Annotated in this window: 17 protein-coding genes and 1 tRNA gene; 10 read left to right on the top strand and 8 right to left on the bottom strand. The window is 34.1% G+C overall.

What is annotated here, in order from left to right:
• Window positions 1-17: 17 nt before the first annotated feature.
• From FLY87_RS03740 to leuD, 3 genes are read right to left on the bottom strand one after another with little or no spacing between them, the layout of a single operon-like run.
• Window positions 18-1,040 (bottom strand): aspartate-semialdehyde dehydrogenase, encoded by a 1,023-nt coding sequence (locus FLY87_RS03740; RefSeq protein ID WP_012545714.1) that lies wholly within the window; start codon window positions 1,038-1,040, stop codon window positions 18-20.
• A gap of 2 nt (window positions 1,041-1,042) precedes the next feature.
• Entirely contained in the window at window positions 1,043-2,161 is a 1,119-nt protein-coding gene (locus FLY87_RS03735) for a 3-isopropylmalate dehydrogenase (RefSeq protein ID WP_012546078.1), read from the bottom strand.
• Window positions 2,158-2,664, bottom strand: a complete 507-nt coding sequence (leuD, locus tag FLY87_RS03730) for a 3-isopropylmalate dehydratase small subunit (RefSeq protein ID WP_028842162.1) — start codon at window positions 2,662-2,664, stop codon at window positions 2,158-2,160. Before leuD ends, FLY87_RS03735 begins: the two co-directional genes overlap by 4 nt.
• A gap of 214 nt (window positions 2,665-2,878) precedes the next feature.
• Between leuD and FLY87_RS10115 the strand changes: the two genes are divergently transcribed.
• The 9 genes from FLY87_RS10115 (at window position 2,879) to FLY87_RS03690 (ending at window position 10,310) form a co-directional block, all read left to right on the top strand.
• Window positions 2,879-3,136, top strand: coding sequence for a TetR/AcrR family transcriptional regulator (locus FLY87_RS10115; RefSeq protein ID WP_181405976.1), 258 nt, complete (start codon window positions 2,879-2,881; stop codon window positions 3,134-3,136).
• A 26-nt stretch (window positions 3,137-3,162) separates the two neighbouring features.
• Window positions 3,163-3,474 (top strand): hypothetical protein, encoded by a 312-nt coding sequence (locus FLY87_RS10110; RefSeq protein ID WP_255446963.1) that lies wholly within the window; start codon window positions 3,163-3,165, stop codon window positions 3,472-3,474.
• Window positions 3,471-4,787, top strand: coding sequence for a TolC family protein (locus FLY87_RS03720; RefSeq protein ID WP_012545993.1), 1,317 nt, complete (start codon window positions 3,471-3,473; stop codon window positions 4,785-4,787). The genes FLY87_RS10110 and FLY87_RS03720 overlap by 4 nt, the downstream gene beginning before the upstream one ends.
• On the top strand, window positions 4,784-5,878 hold the full coding sequence (locus tag FLY87_RS03715; protein ID WP_012545031.1) for an HlyD family secretion protein: 1,095 nt from the start codon (window positions 4,784-4,786) through the stop codon (window positions 5,876-5,878). The genes FLY87_RS03720 and FLY87_RS03715 overlap by 4 nt, the downstream gene beginning before the upstream one ends.
• Window positions 5,875-7,134, top strand: a complete 1,260-nt coding sequence (locus FLY87_RS03710; protein WP_012545697.1) for a TolC family protein — start codon at window positions 5,875-5,877, stop codon at window positions 7,132-7,134. Before FLY87_RS03715 ends, FLY87_RS03710 begins: the two co-directional genes overlap by 4 nt.
• Window positions 7,131-8,291, top strand: coding sequence for an efflux RND transporter periplasmic adaptor subunit (locus FLY87_RS03705; protein ID WP_012546795.1), 1,161 nt, complete (start codon window positions 7,131-7,133; stop codon window positions 8,289-8,291). The genes FLY87_RS03710 and FLY87_RS03705 overlap by 4 nt, the downstream gene beginning before the upstream one ends.
• Before the next feature lie 2 nt (window positions 8,292-8,293).
• On the top strand, window positions 8,294-8,977 hold the full coding sequence (locus FLY87_RS03700; RefSeq protein ID WP_012546598.1) for an ABC transporter ATP-binding protein: 684 nt from the start codon (window positions 8,294-8,296) through the stop codon (window positions 8,975-8,977).
• Window positions 8,974-10,203, top strand: a complete 1,230-nt coding sequence (locus tag FLY87_RS03695) for an ABC transporter permease (protein ID WP_012545399.1) — start codon at window positions 8,974-8,976, stop codon at window positions 10,201-10,203. Before FLY87_RS03700 ends, FLY87_RS03695 begins: the two co-directional genes overlap by 4 nt.
• A gap of 20 nt (window positions 10,204-10,223) precedes the next feature.
• A tRNA-Ser gene (locus FLY87_RS03690) sits at window positions 10,224-10,310 on the top strand.
• A gap of 71 nt (window positions 10,311-10,381) precedes the next feature.
• Here FLY87_RS03690 and FLY87_RS03685 read toward each other — a convergent pair.
• Window positions 10,382-11,749 carry a sigma-54 dependent transcriptional regulator gene (locus tag FLY87_RS03685; protein ID WP_012546691.1) on the bottom strand — a complete coding sequence of 456 codons (1,368 nt, stop codon included), beginning with the start codon at window positions 11,747-11,749 and terminating at the stop codon, window positions 10,382-10,384.
• Entirely contained in the window at window positions 11,746-13,680 is a 1,935-nt protein-coding gene (locus FLY87_RS03680; RefSeq protein WP_012545582.1) for a DUF3365 domain-containing protein, read from the bottom strand. The genes FLY87_RS03685 and FLY87_RS03680 overlap by 4 nt, the downstream gene beginning before the upstream one ends.
• Before the next feature lie 132 nt (window positions 13,681-13,812).
• Here FLY87_RS03680 and FLY87_RS03675 point away from each other — a divergent pair, with 132 nt between their 5' ends.
• Window positions 13,813-15,699 (top strand): ATP-binding protein, encoded by a 1,887-nt coding sequence (locus tag FLY87_RS03675; RefSeq protein ID WP_141266323.1) that lies wholly within the window; start codon window positions 13,813-13,815, stop codon window positions 15,697-15,699.
• Here FLY87_RS03675 and FLY87_RS03670 read toward each other — a convergent pair.
• The 3 genes from FLY87_RS03670 to FLY87_RS03660 are packed head-to-tail and all read right to left on the bottom strand — an operon-like array spanning window position 15,645 to window position 18,783.
• On the bottom strand, window positions 15,645-16,097 hold the full coding sequence (locus FLY87_RS03670; protein WP_028842169.1) for a TIGR00725 family protein: 453 nt from the start codon (window positions 16,095-16,097) through the stop codon (window positions 15,645-15,647). The genes FLY87_RS03675 and FLY87_RS03670 overlap by 55 nt on opposite strands.
• Window positions 16,094-18,451 (bottom strand): endonuclease MutS2, encoded by a 2,358-nt coding sequence (locus FLY87_RS03665; protein ID WP_141266322.1) that lies wholly within the window; start codon window positions 18,449-18,451, stop codon window positions 16,094-16,096. The genes FLY87_RS03670 and FLY87_RS03665 overlap by 4 nt, the downstream gene beginning before the upstream one ends.
• Complete coding sequence (locus FLY87_RS03660; protein ID WP_012546034.1) at window positions 18,448-18,783, bottom strand: YtxH domain-containing protein; 336 nt, start codon at window positions 18,781-18,783, stop codon at window positions 18,448-18,450. Before FLY87_RS03660 ends, FLY87_RS03665 begins: the two co-directional genes overlap by 4 nt.
• Window positions 18,784-18,839 lie beyond the last annotated feature (56 nt).

Below are 18,839 nucleotides of genomic sequence, written 5' to 3'. Positions count from 1 at the left end.
TTATGTCTGAATACAGCCTAAGCTGTCATTTTTATAAGTTCTTCTGCAATCTGGACAGCATTCAATGCTGCACCTTTACGAAGATTGTCTGAAACAACCCACATATTTATTCCATTTTCAATGGATTCATCTTCACGGATTCTACCTACAAAAACTTCATCTTTACCCGAAGCATAAATTGGAAGCGGATATTCATTCTTTTCAGGATTATCTATAACCACAATCCCTGGCGATTTGCTTAATAATTCTCTTACTTCCTGTGCAGTAATTTTCTTTTCAGTCTCAATATTCACACTTTCAGAATGGCCTCTGAATACAGGCACTCTTACTGTAGTGGCAGTTACTCTTATTGAAGGGTCACCCATTATCTTTTTTGTTTCATTTACCATTTTCATCTCTTCTTTTGTATAGCCGTTTTCAAGAAATTTGTCTATATGTGGTAAGACATTAAAAGCAATCTGATGGGGATAAACTTTTATCTCAATATCTTTGAAATTAAGTAAAGCCACTGTTTGCTGGAGAAGCTCATCCATTGCTTTTTTACCTGTTCCTGAGACTGCCTGAAAGGTTGTAACAACCACTCTTTTTATTTTTGCCACATCATGAATTGGCTTAAGCGCCACTACCATCTGAATAGTAGAACAGTTAGGATTGGCAATAATTCCCTTATGCCATTTTAGGTCATGAGGATTAACCTCAGGGACTACAAGGGGAACTTCTGGATCCATTCTCCACTGACTTGAGTTATCAACAACAACGCAACCAGACTTTGCTGCCACAGGCGCCCATATCTTAGACCTTTCTGCACCAGCGGAAAAAAGTGCTATATCTATGCCATTAAAACAGTCTTCTTTGAGGGTTTCAACTGGAATGTCTTGCCCTTTAAATTTTAGCAGTACGCCTTCGCTTCTTTCTGAAGCAAAAAGCCTGAGTGTTTCCACAGGAAAATCCCTTTCTTCTAAGACAGCAATCATTTCATTTCCCACTGCTCCTGTTGCACCAACTACAGCTACAACATATTTTTCTTTCTTTTTAAGCATCTTTATCCCTCCAGAGGTAAATCTGTCACATATTTTGCTACCAAATCACCTACTTCTGTAGTTGTATATCCCATTTTTCCTGCAGCAAGGCTTTTTAGATGTTTTCCTGTTACTTCTATTACAGCTCTTTCAATAAGTTTACCAGCTGTTTCCTCTCCGAGATTTTCAAGCATCATTCCGGCTGCACATATTGCTGCGAGGGGATTTATGACATTTTTACCTGTGTATTTTGGAGCAGAGCCTCCAATTGGTTCAAACATTGATACCCCTTGAGGATTTATATTTCCACCGGCAGCTATTCCCATTCCACCCTGAATCATTGCACCCAAGTCAGTAATTATATCTCCAAACATGTTATCTGTTACAATAACATCAAACCATTCAGGATTTTTTACAAACCACATTGTAGTTGCATCCACATGGGCATAATCAGTTGTAATATCAGGATAATCTTTTGCAACCTCGTAAAATGTTCTTTCCCAAAGGTCAAAGGCAAAGGTGAGAACATTTGTTTTTCCACATAAAGTAAGTTTTTTTCTTTTATTTCGTTTTTTGCAGTATTCAAAGGCGTATCTAATGCATCTTTCAACACCTTTACGGGTGTTAATTGAAACCTGTATTGCCACTTCATCAGGAGTTCCTTTTTTAAGAAATCCTCCTGAGCCTGTATATAAGCCTTCTGTGTTTTCCCTTACAACAACAAAGTCTATGTCTTCAGGACCTTTATTTTTAAGGGGACAGTCAACTCCAGGATAAAGCTTCACTGGGCGAAGATTAACATACTGGTCAAGTTCAAAACGAAGTCTAAGAAGTATGCCTTTTTCAAGTATTCCAGGTTTTACATCAGGGTGTCCAATAGCACCAAGATATATAGCATCAAACTTTTTAAGTTCTTCAATTGCACTGTCTGGAAGAGTTTCTCCTGTGCGAAGATATCTTTCTCCTCCAAAGTCAAAATAGGTGTAATCAAGTTTAAAGCCTATTCTGTTGCTTACTGCATTTAGAACTTTAACTCCCTCGCGGATAACCTCAGGACCTGTGCCATCTCCTGGAATTACAGCGATTTTGTAAGTTTTGCTCTGTGAACTGGCTTTTTTTGTTTTGCAAACTCTTTTATTCATTTTATGTCCTCCATGCTTAATCTCTTTTTTGTCCATTCAACAAGCCCACCTGCTTTTATCAGTTCTTGCATAAAGGGTGGAATCGGCTTTGTGTTGTATTTTTTACCTTTAGTCAGGTTTATAATCTGCCCTGAGTTCATGTCTATTTCTACTTCATCACCCTCATTGGTTTCATCAATTAGTTCTGGAACTTCAAAAATCGGTAACCCTATGTTGAAAGCATTTCGGAAGAATATTCTTGCATAGCTTTTTGCTATAACTGCCTGTATTCCAGACGCTTTAATTGCAATTGGTGCATGTTCTCTGGATGAACCACATCCAAAGTTTCTTCCTGCGATTATTATATCTCCAGGCTTTACTTTTGAAGGAAAACTGCTATCTGCATCTTCCATAACATGCTTTGCGAGTTCCTTGGGGTCAGAAGTATTGAGATATCTGGCAGGAATTATAGCATCTGTGTCAATATTGTCACCAAATTTCCAAACTTTTCCCTTGATTTTCATCAAACTTCTCCTTATTAAAATAATTTATAATTTTACTGCATAAATGGAAAGGTAATCAACTACTATTTTTTCTGAAATTGGCAATAGGGCTATGTTCAGAAGTTTTTGCTTTAAGAAAAGAAAGAAATTTTTTGCTTACTAAGGTAGATTTAGAATTACAATTGTATTTTTATCTTTAAAATTCATCTCTTGACATTGTTTTTTTTTATGGTGTATGTTAGTAGTTACTACCATGACTGATACGAAAGAAAAAATCCTTAAATCAGCACTCAAGCTTTTTTCACAAAAAGGCTATCTGGGCACAACTACAAAAGAGATAGCAAAGGAAGCACAGGTAGCTGAGGTAACTCTTTTCAGATATTTTACTTCAAAGGAAAATCTTTTCATTGATGTTCTTAAAAGTCAATCATTTTTGCCAACTCTTAAAGATCTCATCCCGAAATTAAAAAAAAGGATTATAAAGACTCTCTAAAAACTATCGCTAAATACTATTTTGATTTGCTGAAAAAAAAGAGGGATTTAATATGTATAATGCATACAGAAATTTTTCAATATCCTGCTGAGATAAGAGCAATCCACAGTAAAATGATTCATGAAGTTTATCTTGTTTTTGCTTCATATCTTGAAGAACTTAAAAAAGATGGGGTCTTAAAAAAAGATTTAGATTCTAATTACGCTTCTTTAGCATATTTTGGAATGCTTTTTAATCTCTTCATAAAGAAAGAACTCCTCAGAAGAAAGATAGATTTCAAGAAAGCTTTACAGACTTATATTGAGATATTTTATGAGGGAACCAGGAGGATTGAATGAAAATTAAGATATTATTTGTTTTATTGCTTTTTATTTTTACTGAGCAAGCAATTGCCCAGGAAAATTTAACAATTTCAGATGTTTTTTCGCTTGCTTTAAAAAAGGCTGAGAAAGTTAGAATTGCTGAGGAAAATATAGTAATATCAAAAGAAGGTCAATATAAAGCATTGGCAGGACTTCTTCCAACTATCACTGCCTCTGGTAAATATACTGACTACACCAAAGAAAAACTTGTAAATACATCTATTGTTCAGCCTGACAGAAGTATGCTCTGGGGACTGACCATTGAGGAAAAACTTTCTCTTGGTGGTAGAGAATTTACAAACTATGCAATATCAAGGGATACTCTTACAAAAACAGAGTTTGATGTTGCCTCATTTAAAGAGCAATATTTGATAAGAGTTGCTCAAGACCTTTATGGTTATCTAAAAGCAAAAAGAGCTGTAGAGATCGCTGAAAGTAATGTTCAAAGATTAAAGAAACATAGAGATGCAGCAAAAATAAGGCTTAAAGTCGGAGAGGTCACAAAAACAGACCTTTTAAGGGCAGAAGCTGAGCTAAGTGGTGCAGAAGCTGATTTAATATCTGCAAAAAATTCTTTGAAAGTTGCGAAGGTTATTTTAGCAAGAGATGCAGGAATTGAGGGAGATTTTGAAATATTAGAAACAAAATTAAATGATCCCTATTTTAGCCTTACTGTTGACCATGTTAAGGCTCTTGCAAAGGAACTAAGACCAGAGATTAAGGTTGCTCTGCTTTCAAAAGAAATAGCGAGGAAAAATGTAAACTACGCAATTGGTTCTTATTTCCCTACTCTGACCATGTCAGCAAACTATCAGAAGCTTGATCAAAATCCTTCAAACCAGTTAACAAATAAAGAATCAACATATGCTATTGCATCAATTAACTTTCCGATTTTTGAAGGTGGACTAAGAAGGGCAGAAGTCGGTGAAGCCAAAGCAAAGCTCAGACAAGCTGAACTTCAATATGAGGATACAGTTAAAGAAGTATTTATTGATGTAGAATCTGCGTATCATAACTATATAACTTTCAGAGACACAATCAAATCTCTTGAAGATGAAGTAGCCTATGCAAGAGATAATTTTAATTCTGTAATGAAACAGTATCAATACGGACTTGCTAACAGTATTGATGTTACAGATGCCAATACATTTCTTGTAACTGCTGAAAGGAAGCTTATGGAAGCTCAATACAACTATCAACTTGCAATACTCAGACTCAGGCAGGCAACAGGGACATTGCTTAAGGCATTTACAGGCAATGAAATTGTTGCTCAAGGAGCGAACAGGTGAGTCTTAAAAGCATAGGTGAAAGATTTAAAAACTCAAAGAAAATTAAGATTGCCATATTAATTGTTGTCGCAGTAGGAGCTTTAATCTTTATGTCTAAGGAGATTTATTATTACATTGTTTATGAAAGAACAGATGATGCTTACATTGAAGGAACAATAGTTCCTATATCTCCGCAAGTTTCAGGAAAAGTATCTAAAGTTTATGTTGATTATAACCAGAGAGTAAAAAAGGGTGAACCGCTTGTTGAGATAGAAACAGATGATTATCTTGCAGATGTAAAAGCAAAGAGAGAAAATGTAAATACATTGTATAATCAGCTTCAAGAAATATCATCATCATTAAATGAAGCAATGGCAAAGCTTAAAACCGCAGAAGCTAATCTTCAAGCTGCTCATGCTCAGAGAGTGCTTGCTGAAAAAGAGTATCAAAGGATAAAAGGGCTTTATGAAGAAGACCTTGTTTCAAAAAGCAGATTTGACTCTGCAGAAGCATCTCTTAAGGTAGCAATAGCCCAAGAAAGAGCTGCAGAAAGCCAAATAAAAGAAGTTAAATCAACGATAAATACCTTTACAGTGAAACTCAAAACTCAGCAACATCTGATAGGAAAAGCACAGGAAGAACTCAAGATTTCTGAGATAAATTTAAAAAGAACTTTGATTTTTTCTCCAAGAGATGGAAGAATTGCCAAAAAATCAGTTGAGGTTGGACAGTATGTTCGCCCTGGGCAGCTTATTATGGCTGTTGTGGATGAACAGGATATATGGGTAGGTGCTAATTTTAAGGAAACTCAGATAGAAAAAATGCGAGTTGGACAACCTGTCAGAATTAAGGTTGATGCCTATCCCGGCAAAATTTTCAAAGGTCATGTTGCAAGTTTTCAACCAGGGACAGGTGCTGTTTTCAGTCTCTTCCCGCCTGAAAATGCAACAGGAAATTTTGTTAAAGTTGTTCAGCGTATTCCTGTAAGAATAATAGTTGATTCTCCCTTTGAGCCTGATTATCCTCTCTGGCCAGGGATGTCTGTCATCCCCTATGTTGATGTAACAGTAAATACAGGAGCAAAGTTAAAGGATGTTATAGGCAAACAATGAAAAAAAGAATTGCTTTAATTTTCCTGATAATTTTTTCCTTTTTGAATCCTTTATATGCTCAGGAACTTAAAACATTGTCTCTTCAGGAATGCATTGACATAGCACTGAAGAAAAATCCAGATATCCTTGCTTCAAAGTCTACTGTTGAGAAAAGCTTTTTCAAAATCGGAGAGGCTCGTTCTGGTTATTTTCCTGAAATAGATTTGTCTTTAGGATATCAGAGAACATACCAGGAAAGTAAAACTGGCGAGGAATACTCAAAACAGTATTCAGGACAAATCAATCTTACACAGACTCTTTTTGATTTTGGAAAGACATCAAAACAGGTGCAGGTCCAAGAAGAACTTTACAAATCAACACAGTGGCAGGATAAAGACACGCTTTTACAAACAATTTACAATGTTAAAGAAGCATATTTCAGTGCTCTGAAAGCAAAGAAGCAAAAAGAAACCGCTCTGGAGGTTATTAGACAATCTAAGAGACATCTTGACCTTGCAAAAGGATTTTATGAAGTTGGGCTTAAACCAAAAATTGAGGTAACTAAGGCAGAGGTTGAGCTAAGCAATGCAACCCTCAATTTAATAACTGCTGAAAAACAACTTTCTCAGGCTCTTTTGAATTTAAAAGTGGCAATGGGAGCGGTTGATATGCAAGATTTTGATATAAGGCAAGAAGAATATGCTGTAAGAAAACTTGATGAAAAAGAGTTATTAGACATTGCTATTGAAAGAAATCCTCAACTTCAAGCAATAAAATTTAATAAACAGGCATCAATCTCTACTGAAGAACTGGTAAAAAAAGAGTATATGCCTAAATTTACAGGTTCAGCAAGCTATGGATATCTTAATGAAGATTTTCCTCTTGATAAGAAGTGGACACTGTTTTTGCAAATGAGCCTTCCTCTGTTTAGTGGATGGTCTACAACATATAAACTTAAACAGGCAAAGGCAGATACAACATATTATTCTTACAAGGAAGACTCTATTAGGCAACAGATAACATCTCAGATAAAAAATCTTTTTGTCCAGCTTAAAGAAGCTTCTCAAAAAATAGAAACACTCAAAATAGCTTTAAAACAGGCGAAGGAAAATCTTGACCTTGCAATGGGAAGATATGAAGTCGGAATAGGAAGTTCAATAGAGGTTGTAGATGCTATAGTTCTTTATGAACAAACAAATACTCAGTATTGGCAGGCAATTTATGACTATAATGTAACTTATGCACAAATACAGAAAACAGTAGGATGGGCAGAATGAAAAATAGGAAAAAAATAGTATTAATTTCAGGAGCACTATTAGTTACTGTTGTGCTACTTTTAATAATTATTTTTTCGGGCTCAAAGAAAATGGAGTTTAAAACTGTTAAAGTTCAAAGAGGAGATATTATTCAGACAGTTACTGCCACAGGAAATGTAAATCCTGTGACAACAATTCTTGTTGGAACCAGAGTTTCTGGAACAATTGTAGCTTTGTATGCGGACTATAACTCTTTGGTTAAAAAGGGACAGCTTATTGCTCAGATTGACCCAACTCCTTTTGAAAATGAACTTAAACAGTCTGAGGCAGACCTTTACAATGCAAAGTCAAACCTTTTCAAATCTGAAGTTAGTTTAAAAGATGCTGAAAGGACATTGAAAAGAAAACAGGAACTTTTCAACCGAGACTTTATTGCTCGTAGCGAACTTGATGATGCAGAGACAGCATACAATACTGCTAAGGCTCAATACGAGATAGCTATTGCGCAGTTAAAAAAAGCAGAAGCAGGACTTAGACAAGCAAAAACAAATCTTGGATACACGAGAATAGTGTCTCCTGTTAATGGTGTTGTTATCGCAAAAAATGTTGAAGTTGGACAGACTGTAGCAGCGAGTTTTCAAACTCCGACACTGTTTACAATAGCTCCTGACCTTACAAAAATGCAGGTTGACACAAATGTGGATGAAGCAGATATCTCCAAAATCAAAAATGGAATGGAGGCAACTTTTACAGTTGATGCCTATTCTGATAGGAAGTTTAAAGGAGTTGTGGCTCAGATAAGACTTTCTCCAACAGTTACTCAAAATGTAGTAACCTATGATGTTGTAATAGCAGTTGATAACACTCATTTACTTCTCAAACCAGGTATGACTGCAAATGTTACTTTTGTTGCACAGGAAAAGAAAAATGTTATCAAGATTCCAAATGCTGCTTTGAGATTCAGGATGCCCAATGCTGTACCTTCAAAAGAACAGGGAGTATGGATTTTAAGAGGAGGAAAACCTGTTAGAGTCAAGGTAAAAACAGGAGTAAGTGATGGTGAATGGATTGAGGTAGTTGAAGGAGATATAAAAGAAGGTGAAGATGTTATTGTTGAGATTCAGACTGGCAAAAAAACATCTGGCTCATCTACCAGTCATCCTCCACCAAGATTTTAAAAATGTTGATTATAAAACTTGAAAATGTAACAAAAATCTACAAGATTGGCGAACAGGAATTAGTGGTGCTTAATGGGGTTTCTGTTAGTATTGAAAAGGGAGAATTTGTCTGTATCATGGGTCCTTCAGGTTCAGGAAAATCAACATTTATGAATATTGTTGGATGTCTTGATACTCCAACAACAGGAAAATACTATCTTGAAGGCATAGATGTTTCAACAATGGATATAGATGAGCTTGCTGAGATAAGAAATAAAAAAATAGGGTTTGTTTTTCAACAATTTAATCTTCTTTCAAGAGCTACTGCTGTTGAGAATGTTGAACTTCCTCTTATTTATGCAGGAATTCCTTTACGACAGAGAAAAGAAAAAGCTCTTGAGACTCTTTCATGGGTTGGACTTAAAGAGAGAGCAAATCATTATCCAAGACAATTAAGTGGTGGGCAACAACAAAAAGTAGCAATTGCCCGTGCTTTGGTTAATGGACCATCAATAATACTTGCTGATGAACCAACTGGAAATCTTGATTCTAAGGCAAGTATGGAAATAATGGAAATTTTTAAAAAACTTAATGAACAACAGGGATTAACAACAATTATTGTTACCCATGAACCAGATATAGCAGCTTTTGGTAAAAGACAGATAAGATTTCTTGATGGTAAAATTATAAGCGATACAACATCATGATAGAGATTACATCCATAATTAATATTGCCTTGAGATCACTTATAGCTAATGCCATGAGGTCTTTTCTTGCTACACTTGGAATTATTATAGGAGTTGGTGCTGTAGTAACAATGGTTGCAATCGGAACAGGTGCAAGTGAAAAAATTTCTGCTCAGATATCAAGTATGGGAAGCAATTTAATTCTTATTCTTCCGGGAGCTACCACACAGGGTGGTATAAGAATGGGAGCAGGAACACAACAAACTCTTAAAATTGTAGATGCCGAGGCAATCTCAAAGGAGTGTTCTCAAGTTTCCGCAGTAGCTCCTGTAATATCAGGCACAGCACAGGTTGTTTTTGGGAATCAGAACTGGTCAACTGCTGTGCTTGGAACAACTCCTGATATGGCTATTGTTCGTGAGTGGGAAATTGTATCAGGAAGATTTTTAACAGAGCAGGATGTAAGAAGTGGAACAAAGGTTGCTGTAATTGGACAGACTGTTAGTGAAAAGCTTTTCGGAGACCTTGATCCTACCGGAAAATTGATAAGAATAAAGAAAATACCTTTTGAGGTTGTGGGCGTTCTTGGCAAAAAAGGACAGTCTCCTACAGGACAGGATCAGGATGATATAATATATGTTCCTATTACAACAGCTCAGAGAACACTTTTTGGCAATGTTTTGCCTGGTAGAGTAAGATTAATTTATGCTAAGGCTGTATCTCTTGAGGCAATTCCTTTGGCAACAGAGCAAATACGAACGCTTCTAAGACAGAGACATAGAATTGGACAGGGACAGGAAGATGATTTTACAGTCATGGACTTAACACAGATGTTAAAAACTGCTGAAGAGTCCACAAAAACCATGTCCGTCCTTCTTGGTGCAATTGCTTCTGTTTCTTTAATAGTAGGTGGAATAGGTATTATGAATATAATGCTTGTTTCGGTTACAGAAAGAACAAGAGAAATTGGAATAAGAATGGCAGTTGGAGCAAAACCAAAGGATATCAGAATGCAATTTCTTATAGAATCAGTTTTTTTAACCATGATAGGTGGAGTTGTCGGACTTCTTTTTGGAATTGGTGCTTCGTTAGTTGTATCTTCTATAATGCAATGGCCCGTAAGTATTTCATTGTTTTCAGCTTTGATAGCCTTTAGTTTTTCAGCTTTTGTAGGGATTTTTTTTGGTTTTTATCCTGCATATAAAGCATCTTCGCTTAATCCAATTGATGCATTAAGGTATGAATAATCTGGTATAATAAAAAAATTGGAGGGGTGGCCGAGTGGTTTAAGGCGGCGGTCTTGAAAACCGCTGTAGGGGTAACTCTACCGGGGGTTCGAATCCCTCCCCCTCCGTTTAAAAATAATTTGCCATAAATCTTCTGAAGCAGTAAATCTCCAATTGTTGTGGAAAAGGATATTTTCTATCAGGGGTTTGGTTCAATTCCGTAAAATTTAATTTTTTCCCACAAAGCCTTTCGGCTTATGCCAAGTTTTTTTGCAGCTTCTGTTTTTTTCCATCCGCATTCCTGAAGAGCTTTTATTATCAGATTTTTTTCAAAGTTTTCAATGCATTCTTTAAGTGAAAAGTTACTTATAAAACATTTTTTTTGAAATGATGAAAGCGGGGAAAATTCTTCAGGAAGATGTTTAATATCAATCACTCCATCTTTTGAAAGAAGTAACGCTCTTTCAATTGCATGTTTTAACTCTCTTACATTTCCAGGATAGTCGTAGGATAGCAATGCCTCATAAGCTGAAGGAGAAATAGTGATATTTTGTTTGCCATATTTTTCTGAAAAAATTTTTAAAAATTTTTCAATTAATACAGGAATATCTTCTTTTCTTTCTTTTAAAGGAGGAATTGCTATGGGCATTACATTTATTCTGTAAAAGAGGTCTTCTCTGAATTTTTCAGCTTTTATTAACTCTTTAAGATTTTTACTTGTAGCATAAATACATCTTACATTAATTTTAATAGGCTCTTTACCTCCAAGACGATACACAATTCCATCCTCAATAACTCTTAGAAGTTTTGCCTGAAGACTGAGTGGCATATCTCCGATCTCATCAAAAAATATAGTTCCTCCGTTTGCAAGCTCAAATTTACCCTTTTTGGTTTCAGTTGCACCTGTAAAAGCACCTTTTTCATATCCAAAAAGTTCAGATTCAAAAAGAGTCTCAGGTATTGCAGCACAGTTTATTTTGATATATGGCTTTTCTTTCCTTAAGCTCTGTTTCTGAATTGCATTTGCAATGAGTTCTTTGCCAGTGCCGCTTTCACCCTGAATTAAAACAGGCACATCTGTCTTAGCTACGGCATCAATTTTATCAAAAATTTCTTTCATAACAGAACTTGTAGAAACTATTCCCTCAAATTCATCTTTCTTCTTAACAAGCTCACTCAGATATTTTACTTCTTTTTCAAGAGTGCGGAATTTTAAGAATCTTTCTATTACCAAAAGAAGTTCCTCATTTGTAAATGGTTTGGCAATGTAGTCAAAAGCGCCATCTTTTATTGCCTGAACAGCAGTTTTTACTTCGGCAAATGCTGTTATAATTATTACTCCAGTTTGTGGAGATATTGTTTTTATATGTTTGAGTAAAGTAAGTCCATCAACTCCGGGAAGTTTAAGGTCAACAATTGCTATGTCAAATATTTCTGAATCAAGGATTGATAAAGCCTTTGCTCCATCATCGCAGGATGTTGCTTCATAGCCGTATGCTCTGAGAAAATGATTCATACCGAGTCTCATTGCAGGGTCATCTTCAACTATAATAATTTTTTCTTTCATTTTACTGGCAATTCCACAGTAAAAGTAGTACCTGATGAAGAAGTTTTAACAAGAATTCTTCCACTATGTTGTTCTATAATAGATTTACTCACAGATAGTCCAAGACCTGTTCCCTGTCCAACTGGTTTTGTTGTAAAAAATGGGTCAAAAATTTTTGGTAATATATCATCAGGAATACCATTGCCTGTGTCAGTAAATGCAATATAACATTTTCCATTTTTCAGAAAACTCTCTATAGTTAGAACTCCTTCTTTTCCATCCATTGCCTGGATAGCATTAAGCACGATATTTAAAAATACTTGTTCTATTTTATTTGAGTCAATCATGATTTCAGGAATCTCGTTAGATAGCTTTTTTATGACTTTAATCCCTTTTTTAGAGATAAGATAGTCAGTTAATTTTAAAACATTTTCTACAAGATTATTAACAGAGACAGCTGAAATTATAAGCTCTGTTTGTTTTGAAAAATCAAGAAGTTGTTTTATTATTTCCTGAATTTTTGTAAGTCCGTGATTTATAACCTCAACATGCATATTTTTTGTTTTTTCATCCATCTCAGTGTTAATCAAATTATTAAAACAAAGCCTTATTCCACCAAGCGGATTATTGATTTCGTGAGCTAAACCTGCTGAAAGCTGTCCGATTGCTGCAAGTTTTTCTGTAATCCGCATCTGTTCTTCAATTTTTCTTTTCTCTGTAATATCTTTGACATAGTGAACTACTTTTATTACATTTTCTCTGTCATCAAAAATTGGATAAAGATGAATAAAATAGTGTCTTTGGTCTTCACCTTCCCAGTATTCTGAAAACGGTTTTTTCGTGTCTATTACTTTCTTGAGAAAGTAGACAGGACATAGTTTGTCTGCATCAAGCTTTTCAATATCGCATTGTTCATTAAATACAGCAGCTCTGCCTTCTATCATCCATGTTCTATAGGCATGATTTGTCATCTCAACAGTACAATCAGGATTCACAAGTGCAAGAGGGTCTGTTATTCCTTCAAATATTGTCTGTAGAGTATCTGCATATTTTTTCGTAGCTTCCTGAGCATCATATAAATACTTTGCCATTTGATTAAATGAAAGAATTAAATCACCAATTTCATCTTTTGTTTTTACTTCAATGGTTTGATTTAGAGGTTCTGTTCCATTTACTATTCCTCTGAATAAAGAACTCAATCTTTTGAGTGGTTTAATGACAAAGCTCCAGAAAGCACCATGGAGAGTGACAAAAAGAAATAAAAGAGAGACAGCTCCAAAAAGAAATGTTGAAATAGCAACACCTTTTATCTCTCCTAAGGTAGAAGCAATTGGAAGAGAGACTGATTCAATTCCCATGATATCGCCTTCTTTCCATGTAAAGTCCTTGGAACGAGGAAACATTTTAAGTAAAGCCTTAGGAGCGTTGTTAATCTTTCCATGACATATTAAACATCCTTTTTCAACAATAACAGGTTTTGCCATCACGAGTATTTCTTGCCCATTATATGTAATAATTCCACTCCATGATTCTTGAGTTTTATTTCTCTTAAAATACTCTATTAATTTGACATATAATGCATCAGCTTTATGTTCTGGATTAATAGGGTCTAAAGAAACTCTTTTATACATGTAATTTCCTATTTTATTGTTGAATCTTTTCATTACACTTAGCCTTACATGAGTTGTTGACATCCCTTCAACGATAAATTCATCTTTTTTGCCAGTTTCATAAAGAAGTTTGAAAATCGCGGGTCTTAGTTCTTCTTTAACATAATTACCAAGTGCATCAATCTGTGTAATAATAATTCTTGTTTTTTCGTTTGCATCTTCTATTACTTTTTGTTTGAGGTGATAGTAAAGTAAAAAAGAAAACAATATACAGAAAGCCAAAATTATCAAAATGATTGAAAGCGTGAACTTTGTGCTTATTGAAAGATTTTTGGGTTTCATTATAGTTTAAATTTTAAAAGAGTTTAAACATTATCTGCAAATTTTTATAAAAATTTTTTAGTTTTTAAAAAAAACAGAAATATACCTTCATATGTAGTCAAAATTTTTTATTACAAGTATAATTTAGTTAAGATGGCAAAATTTATATTGAGTATTAAATGGCTTTTTGTAATGGTAATATTTGTTCTTGTGACAGGCATATTAACAAACAACTATCTATTTTCATACCACTTTTATAAAAAATTTTTTGACCACCATATTGATACAGTATCTGCTCTTTTTCAGAAGGGAACTGAAAATATAACAAAGCCTGTTGAAGTATTTTTATACAATGTTGAGGCTCTTGTATGTTGTAGAGTTTTAGATTTTAATGAAGTTGAAAAGACTAACAGATTTTTAATGGAGTTTATGAAAAAATATCCTTATGTTACTTCAATAAACTATGGAGACGGAAATGGGAATGGTTATCTTATCTTAAATGACAGGGGCAAATGGTTAAATAGAATTAAAAGAGTTGGAGATACAGAACATGTAGTTTGGAATACCTTGAATAATGACGGCAAAATAATAAAAAAAATAAGAGTCAAAGATAACTATGATCCGAGAAAAACAGTTTGGTATAACCAGGCATTACACTCTAAGGATATTCAGTGGAGTAAAGAATATATATTCAGAACAACAAAAGACCCAGGAGTAACAGCTTCTTTAAAACTCTGTAGAAACTCAAAGCAAATTGTCGGTATTGATATAATGATTAAAGATTTATCTGTTCTTCTTAATAAAATAAAAGAAAATGTTCATCCTGAGACAAAGCTTTATCTACTTTCAAACGGAGACCATGTAATAGCTTATACTGATGAAGTCCAGCCTGAACAAAGTAAAATTTATACTCTTGATGAGAAAAAATTCCCGTTACTTTTCAAAGCATTAAATTCAGGAGTAAACGCTTCCAATATCACTTTCAATAATCAAAAATGGTTTGTAAATATTAAAAAATGGGAAAACAAAAATAGACAATATTCCCTTGTAGTATTGATTCCCCATGTTGCTATAACAAAAAGTCTCAGGCTTCATCTTTTCTATCAGTCCTTTTTTTCTTTATTGCTTACATTTTTTGTATTCCTGTATATTTCCCGAAGATATATAGAGCCTTTAATAGATATCTCAAAACAAATGCCAGAAATTGGATTTAAGAAAATATATCTTGAAAAACATTCTCAAAGAACAGATGAGATAGGATATTTAAGTAGAGCAATTTCAGATGTTTCAATGCAAATATTGAAAGCAAAGGAGATTGAAAGAAAAATTCAGGAATCCAATCATTTTGAATCTGTCAGGCGTTCTCTTGGTGAAGCAGTGCACAGATTTAAAGATATTATTAATATTATTCAAGGATTTGCAACTCTTGCTCAACCAAAAGTTTCAAACGAGTTTGCAAAAAATGCTTTAGACCAGATAATCAATGCATCAAAAAGAGCAATATATCTTACAAAAGAAATTTTAAATGTTACAGGTGAAAGAAAATATGAAATGAAAATTACTGATTTAAATTCAATTATTCTTTCCATGAAGACAAAAATAGAAGTGTCTACTGAAGATTCTATAAAAATAGTTTATGAAATATTAAACACACCACTTCCTGTGAAGCTTGATATTGAAGCTTTTGATGAAGTTTTAATGAACTTAGTACTGAATGCTAAAGATGCGATGCCAGAAGGTGGAACATTGACAATAAAAACAAAAACAGCTTCTTTTTTGGATAAACAATTTGCTGTTTTATCTGTATCAGATACAGGAGTTGGTATGGATGAAGAAACAATAAAAAGAATATTTGAGCCATTTTTTACAACAAAAGGAGCTAAAGGAACAGGTCTTGGGCTTTCAATTGTTTATAAAATTATCAAAGACCACTCTGGATTTATTGAAGTGCAGAGTGAGATAGGGAAAGGAACAACCTTTAAAATTTATTTGCCCTTGATTAAAGATGTTGCGATGCTTACTGCTTCCTCTACTGAGTGAGACTCTATTATACCAGGGATATTCCATGTTTTTAATCCAATTACTTTTTTACCAGTTTTTAATGCTAAAGCTATTTCACTGAGTGTTCCGTATCCTCCTCCTATGGCAATAAGAATATCAGATGCTCTAACTATCAAACTATTTCTCATCTCTCCCATACCTGTTGGGATAGGAATTTTTACATATGGATTAGCATCTTCTTTTCTATCTGTTGGTAGTATTCCTACTGTAATTCCTCCATTTATATAAGCTCCTCGGCACACAGCCTCCATTACTCCTCCTAACCCACCTGTAACAATAATAACGCCCTCTATCGCAAGAAGACGTCCTACCTCTTCTGCTGATTTTAAAAGTTCTTTATTTGCCTTACCTGCTCCGACAATACCAATGATTTTCATTTCATCTCAATCACTGTTACAGCATCTCCACCTTCATCAGGATTGCCTTTGCGGAAGCTTTTCACAGCAGGGTGGTCTTTTATATAGTCTCTTATAGCATCCCTCAAAATGCCCTTTCCTATGCCATGCAATATTATCCCTCTATTAGACTCACTAAATGACAGTTCATTTAAAAATCTTTCAACCAAGGGAATAGCTTCATCAACTCTCATTCCTCTAATATCAAGTTTTTTAGAAGGATATTCTTCTTTATAGTTTTCAATAGCTTTTTTATTTGTAACGCTGAAAATATCCAATCTTTTATTACTCTCTTGCTCCTCATGAAAAGACACTTTCTCAAGTTCTCTTAATTCTGCCTCAATCTGCGCGGTATCCGTCTGAATCTTTGCTCTACCATCTTCAATTATTAATATTTTACCTGAAAGATTTAAATTCCTGATTTTCACAATATCCCCAGGGTTTAATTCTTCCTGTTTTTTGGGTTCTTCAGAAATAAACTTTTTTGAGATATCAGATATTTTCTGGGATATCTCTCTAAGTTTTTTTCTGTCTGCTTTTTTGGCTTCTTCATAAAGAAAGTTAATCTCTTTTTTAAGTTTTGTTAGCATGGATTGAGCTTCTATTTTTGCCTGTTCAATGATTTTTTTCTTATTTTCAGATGCGAAAACTAATTCTTTTTCCAGTCTGTTTTTCTCTGAATCCATAATATTTTTAATTTTTTCAATCTCTGCAAGTTTCGTTTCATATTCCTGTTTGTTTTTTTCAAGTTCTTTAATAAGTTCGTATATTTCTCTATCCTGAGTTCCTTTGAGTTCATATGCTCGTCTGATAAGATTTTCAGGAAACCCATACTTCTGAGCAACTTCAAGGGCATAGGAAGGAGTGAGACTACCAATGCTTAATTTATATAGCGGTGTCATGGTTTTTTCATCAAAAAGCATTGAGGCTATTTCTATATTCTGCTGAGTGGCGGCAAAAATTTTAACTTTACTTAAATGAGTTGTTGCAAATGTAAGGGCTTCCCTATTTTTTAATTCTTCAAGTATTGCACAGGCTAAAGCAGAGCCTTCCTCAGGGTCTGTGTTTGTTCCTATTTCATCAAGTAGAATAAGGCTTTCTGAGTCAGCCTGCTCTATTATTTTTTTAAGAGTTATTATGTGTAATGCAAAGCTTGAAAGATGTTCTTCAATTGAGCCTTCATGATATAGGTCAACATATATGTTTTTTACAAAAGGAATTATAGAAGATGGACTTGCTGGAATTGGAAGTCCTGAAATCGCCATTGCTGTTAGAAGTCCTATGGTTTTTATTGTTACAGTTTTACCCCCTGCGTTTGGACCTGTGATAACAAGAACTTTTTTATTCTTGAGTTCAAGATTGAGAGGAACCACCTGTTTTGAAAGCAGAAGAAGAGGATGTTTTGCATTAATCAAACTTATATTGATTTCTCTTGTTAGTTGTGGTGCCTCTGCATTAAATTTTTGAGAAAACTTATATATAGAGAGCATTTTATCAAGATACACAAGCAAATTAAATTCCCTATGAAGTGTTTCACTGATTTGATGAATTTCAAAGGATAATTCTTTTAAAATTTTGATTTCTTCCAGTCTCTGTTCAATTAAAAGTTCCTCAAGTTTTTTAGAAAAAGCTGTTATTTCAGCAGGTTCAATAAATGCTGTTTCTCCTGAACGGGAAACATCATGAACAACTCCTGGAATCTGTCCTTTTGAGTCCATTCTGACAGGAATGACCCATCGGTTATTTCTTTTTGTAATAAATCTATCCTGAAGAAAAACCAGAACATTTGAACGATTAATTATTTCTTCAAGTTTTTGTTTTATTTTCTCTTCAGTTAATTTAATCTGCTTTCTGATATATTTTAGAGTTGAAGAAGCTGTATCAAGAATATTACCTTCTTCATCAACTGTATTTTCAAGTCTTTCAAGAATATAGGGCTGTCCAATTGATAGATTAGTTTTGAGAATATTTTTTATTTTCTGGCTTAAAAAAGGAAAATTGAAAAACTCATCAATATATGAAGAAATTTTATCTAAAACTCTTAAAACCTTTAAAAACTGAGTTAATTCCGAGGGTTCAAAAAATGCTCCTTCTTTTTTAGCTTTTTCAATTAAATTAGCAATATCAGGAAAAGAAGATATTTGAAGTTGTCCCCCTGTGTCAAAATATCTTTTTATTTCTTCAAATTCTTTAAGAGAATTCTCGGCCGATGTAAACTCATCAAAAGGAAAAATTTGTTGAATAGCCTTTTTAGTAGCTTCTGAACCTGCAAACTCCTCTATTAATCCTAATATTTTGTAAAAATCTAACTCCTGAAGAGCTTTTTTTTCAATCAATCAAACTTCTCCAGAAGTCTTTTCTTTTTTTCATCAATTGTTTTTGAAAGTTTTTCAATCTGATTTAAAATTTCTTTTTTAGCATCTGAGCTTAATTCCTGACCACGTTCTTTAATATCTTTAACTTTCTCTTTTAGCATTTCTGAAAGCTCTTCAATTTCTTCGTAAAGTTCTTCTGCAGCTTTCACTGTCTTTTTCTTAAGTTCCTTTGCTTTCTTTTTAATATCTTTTCTTGTTTCTTCTCCTGATTTTGGTGCATAAAGAAGTGATACTGCCGCGCCAATTATTCCACCTATAAGAAATGCTACTAAAATTTTTCCTTCTTCTCTCATTTTAAACCTCCTCCTATTGATGAAATTTTTCGTTAAACTCTTTCTAATTTTACCAC

This window comes from Thermodesulfovibrio sp. Kuro-1 (assembly GCF_006538445.1).
GTDB lineage: Bacteria > Nitrospirota > Thermodesulfovibrionia > Thermodesulfovibrionales > Thermodesulfovibrionaceae > Thermodesulfovibrio > Thermodesulfovibrio yellowstonii.
This window is presented reverse-complemented; position numbering and strand designations above follow the sequence as displayed.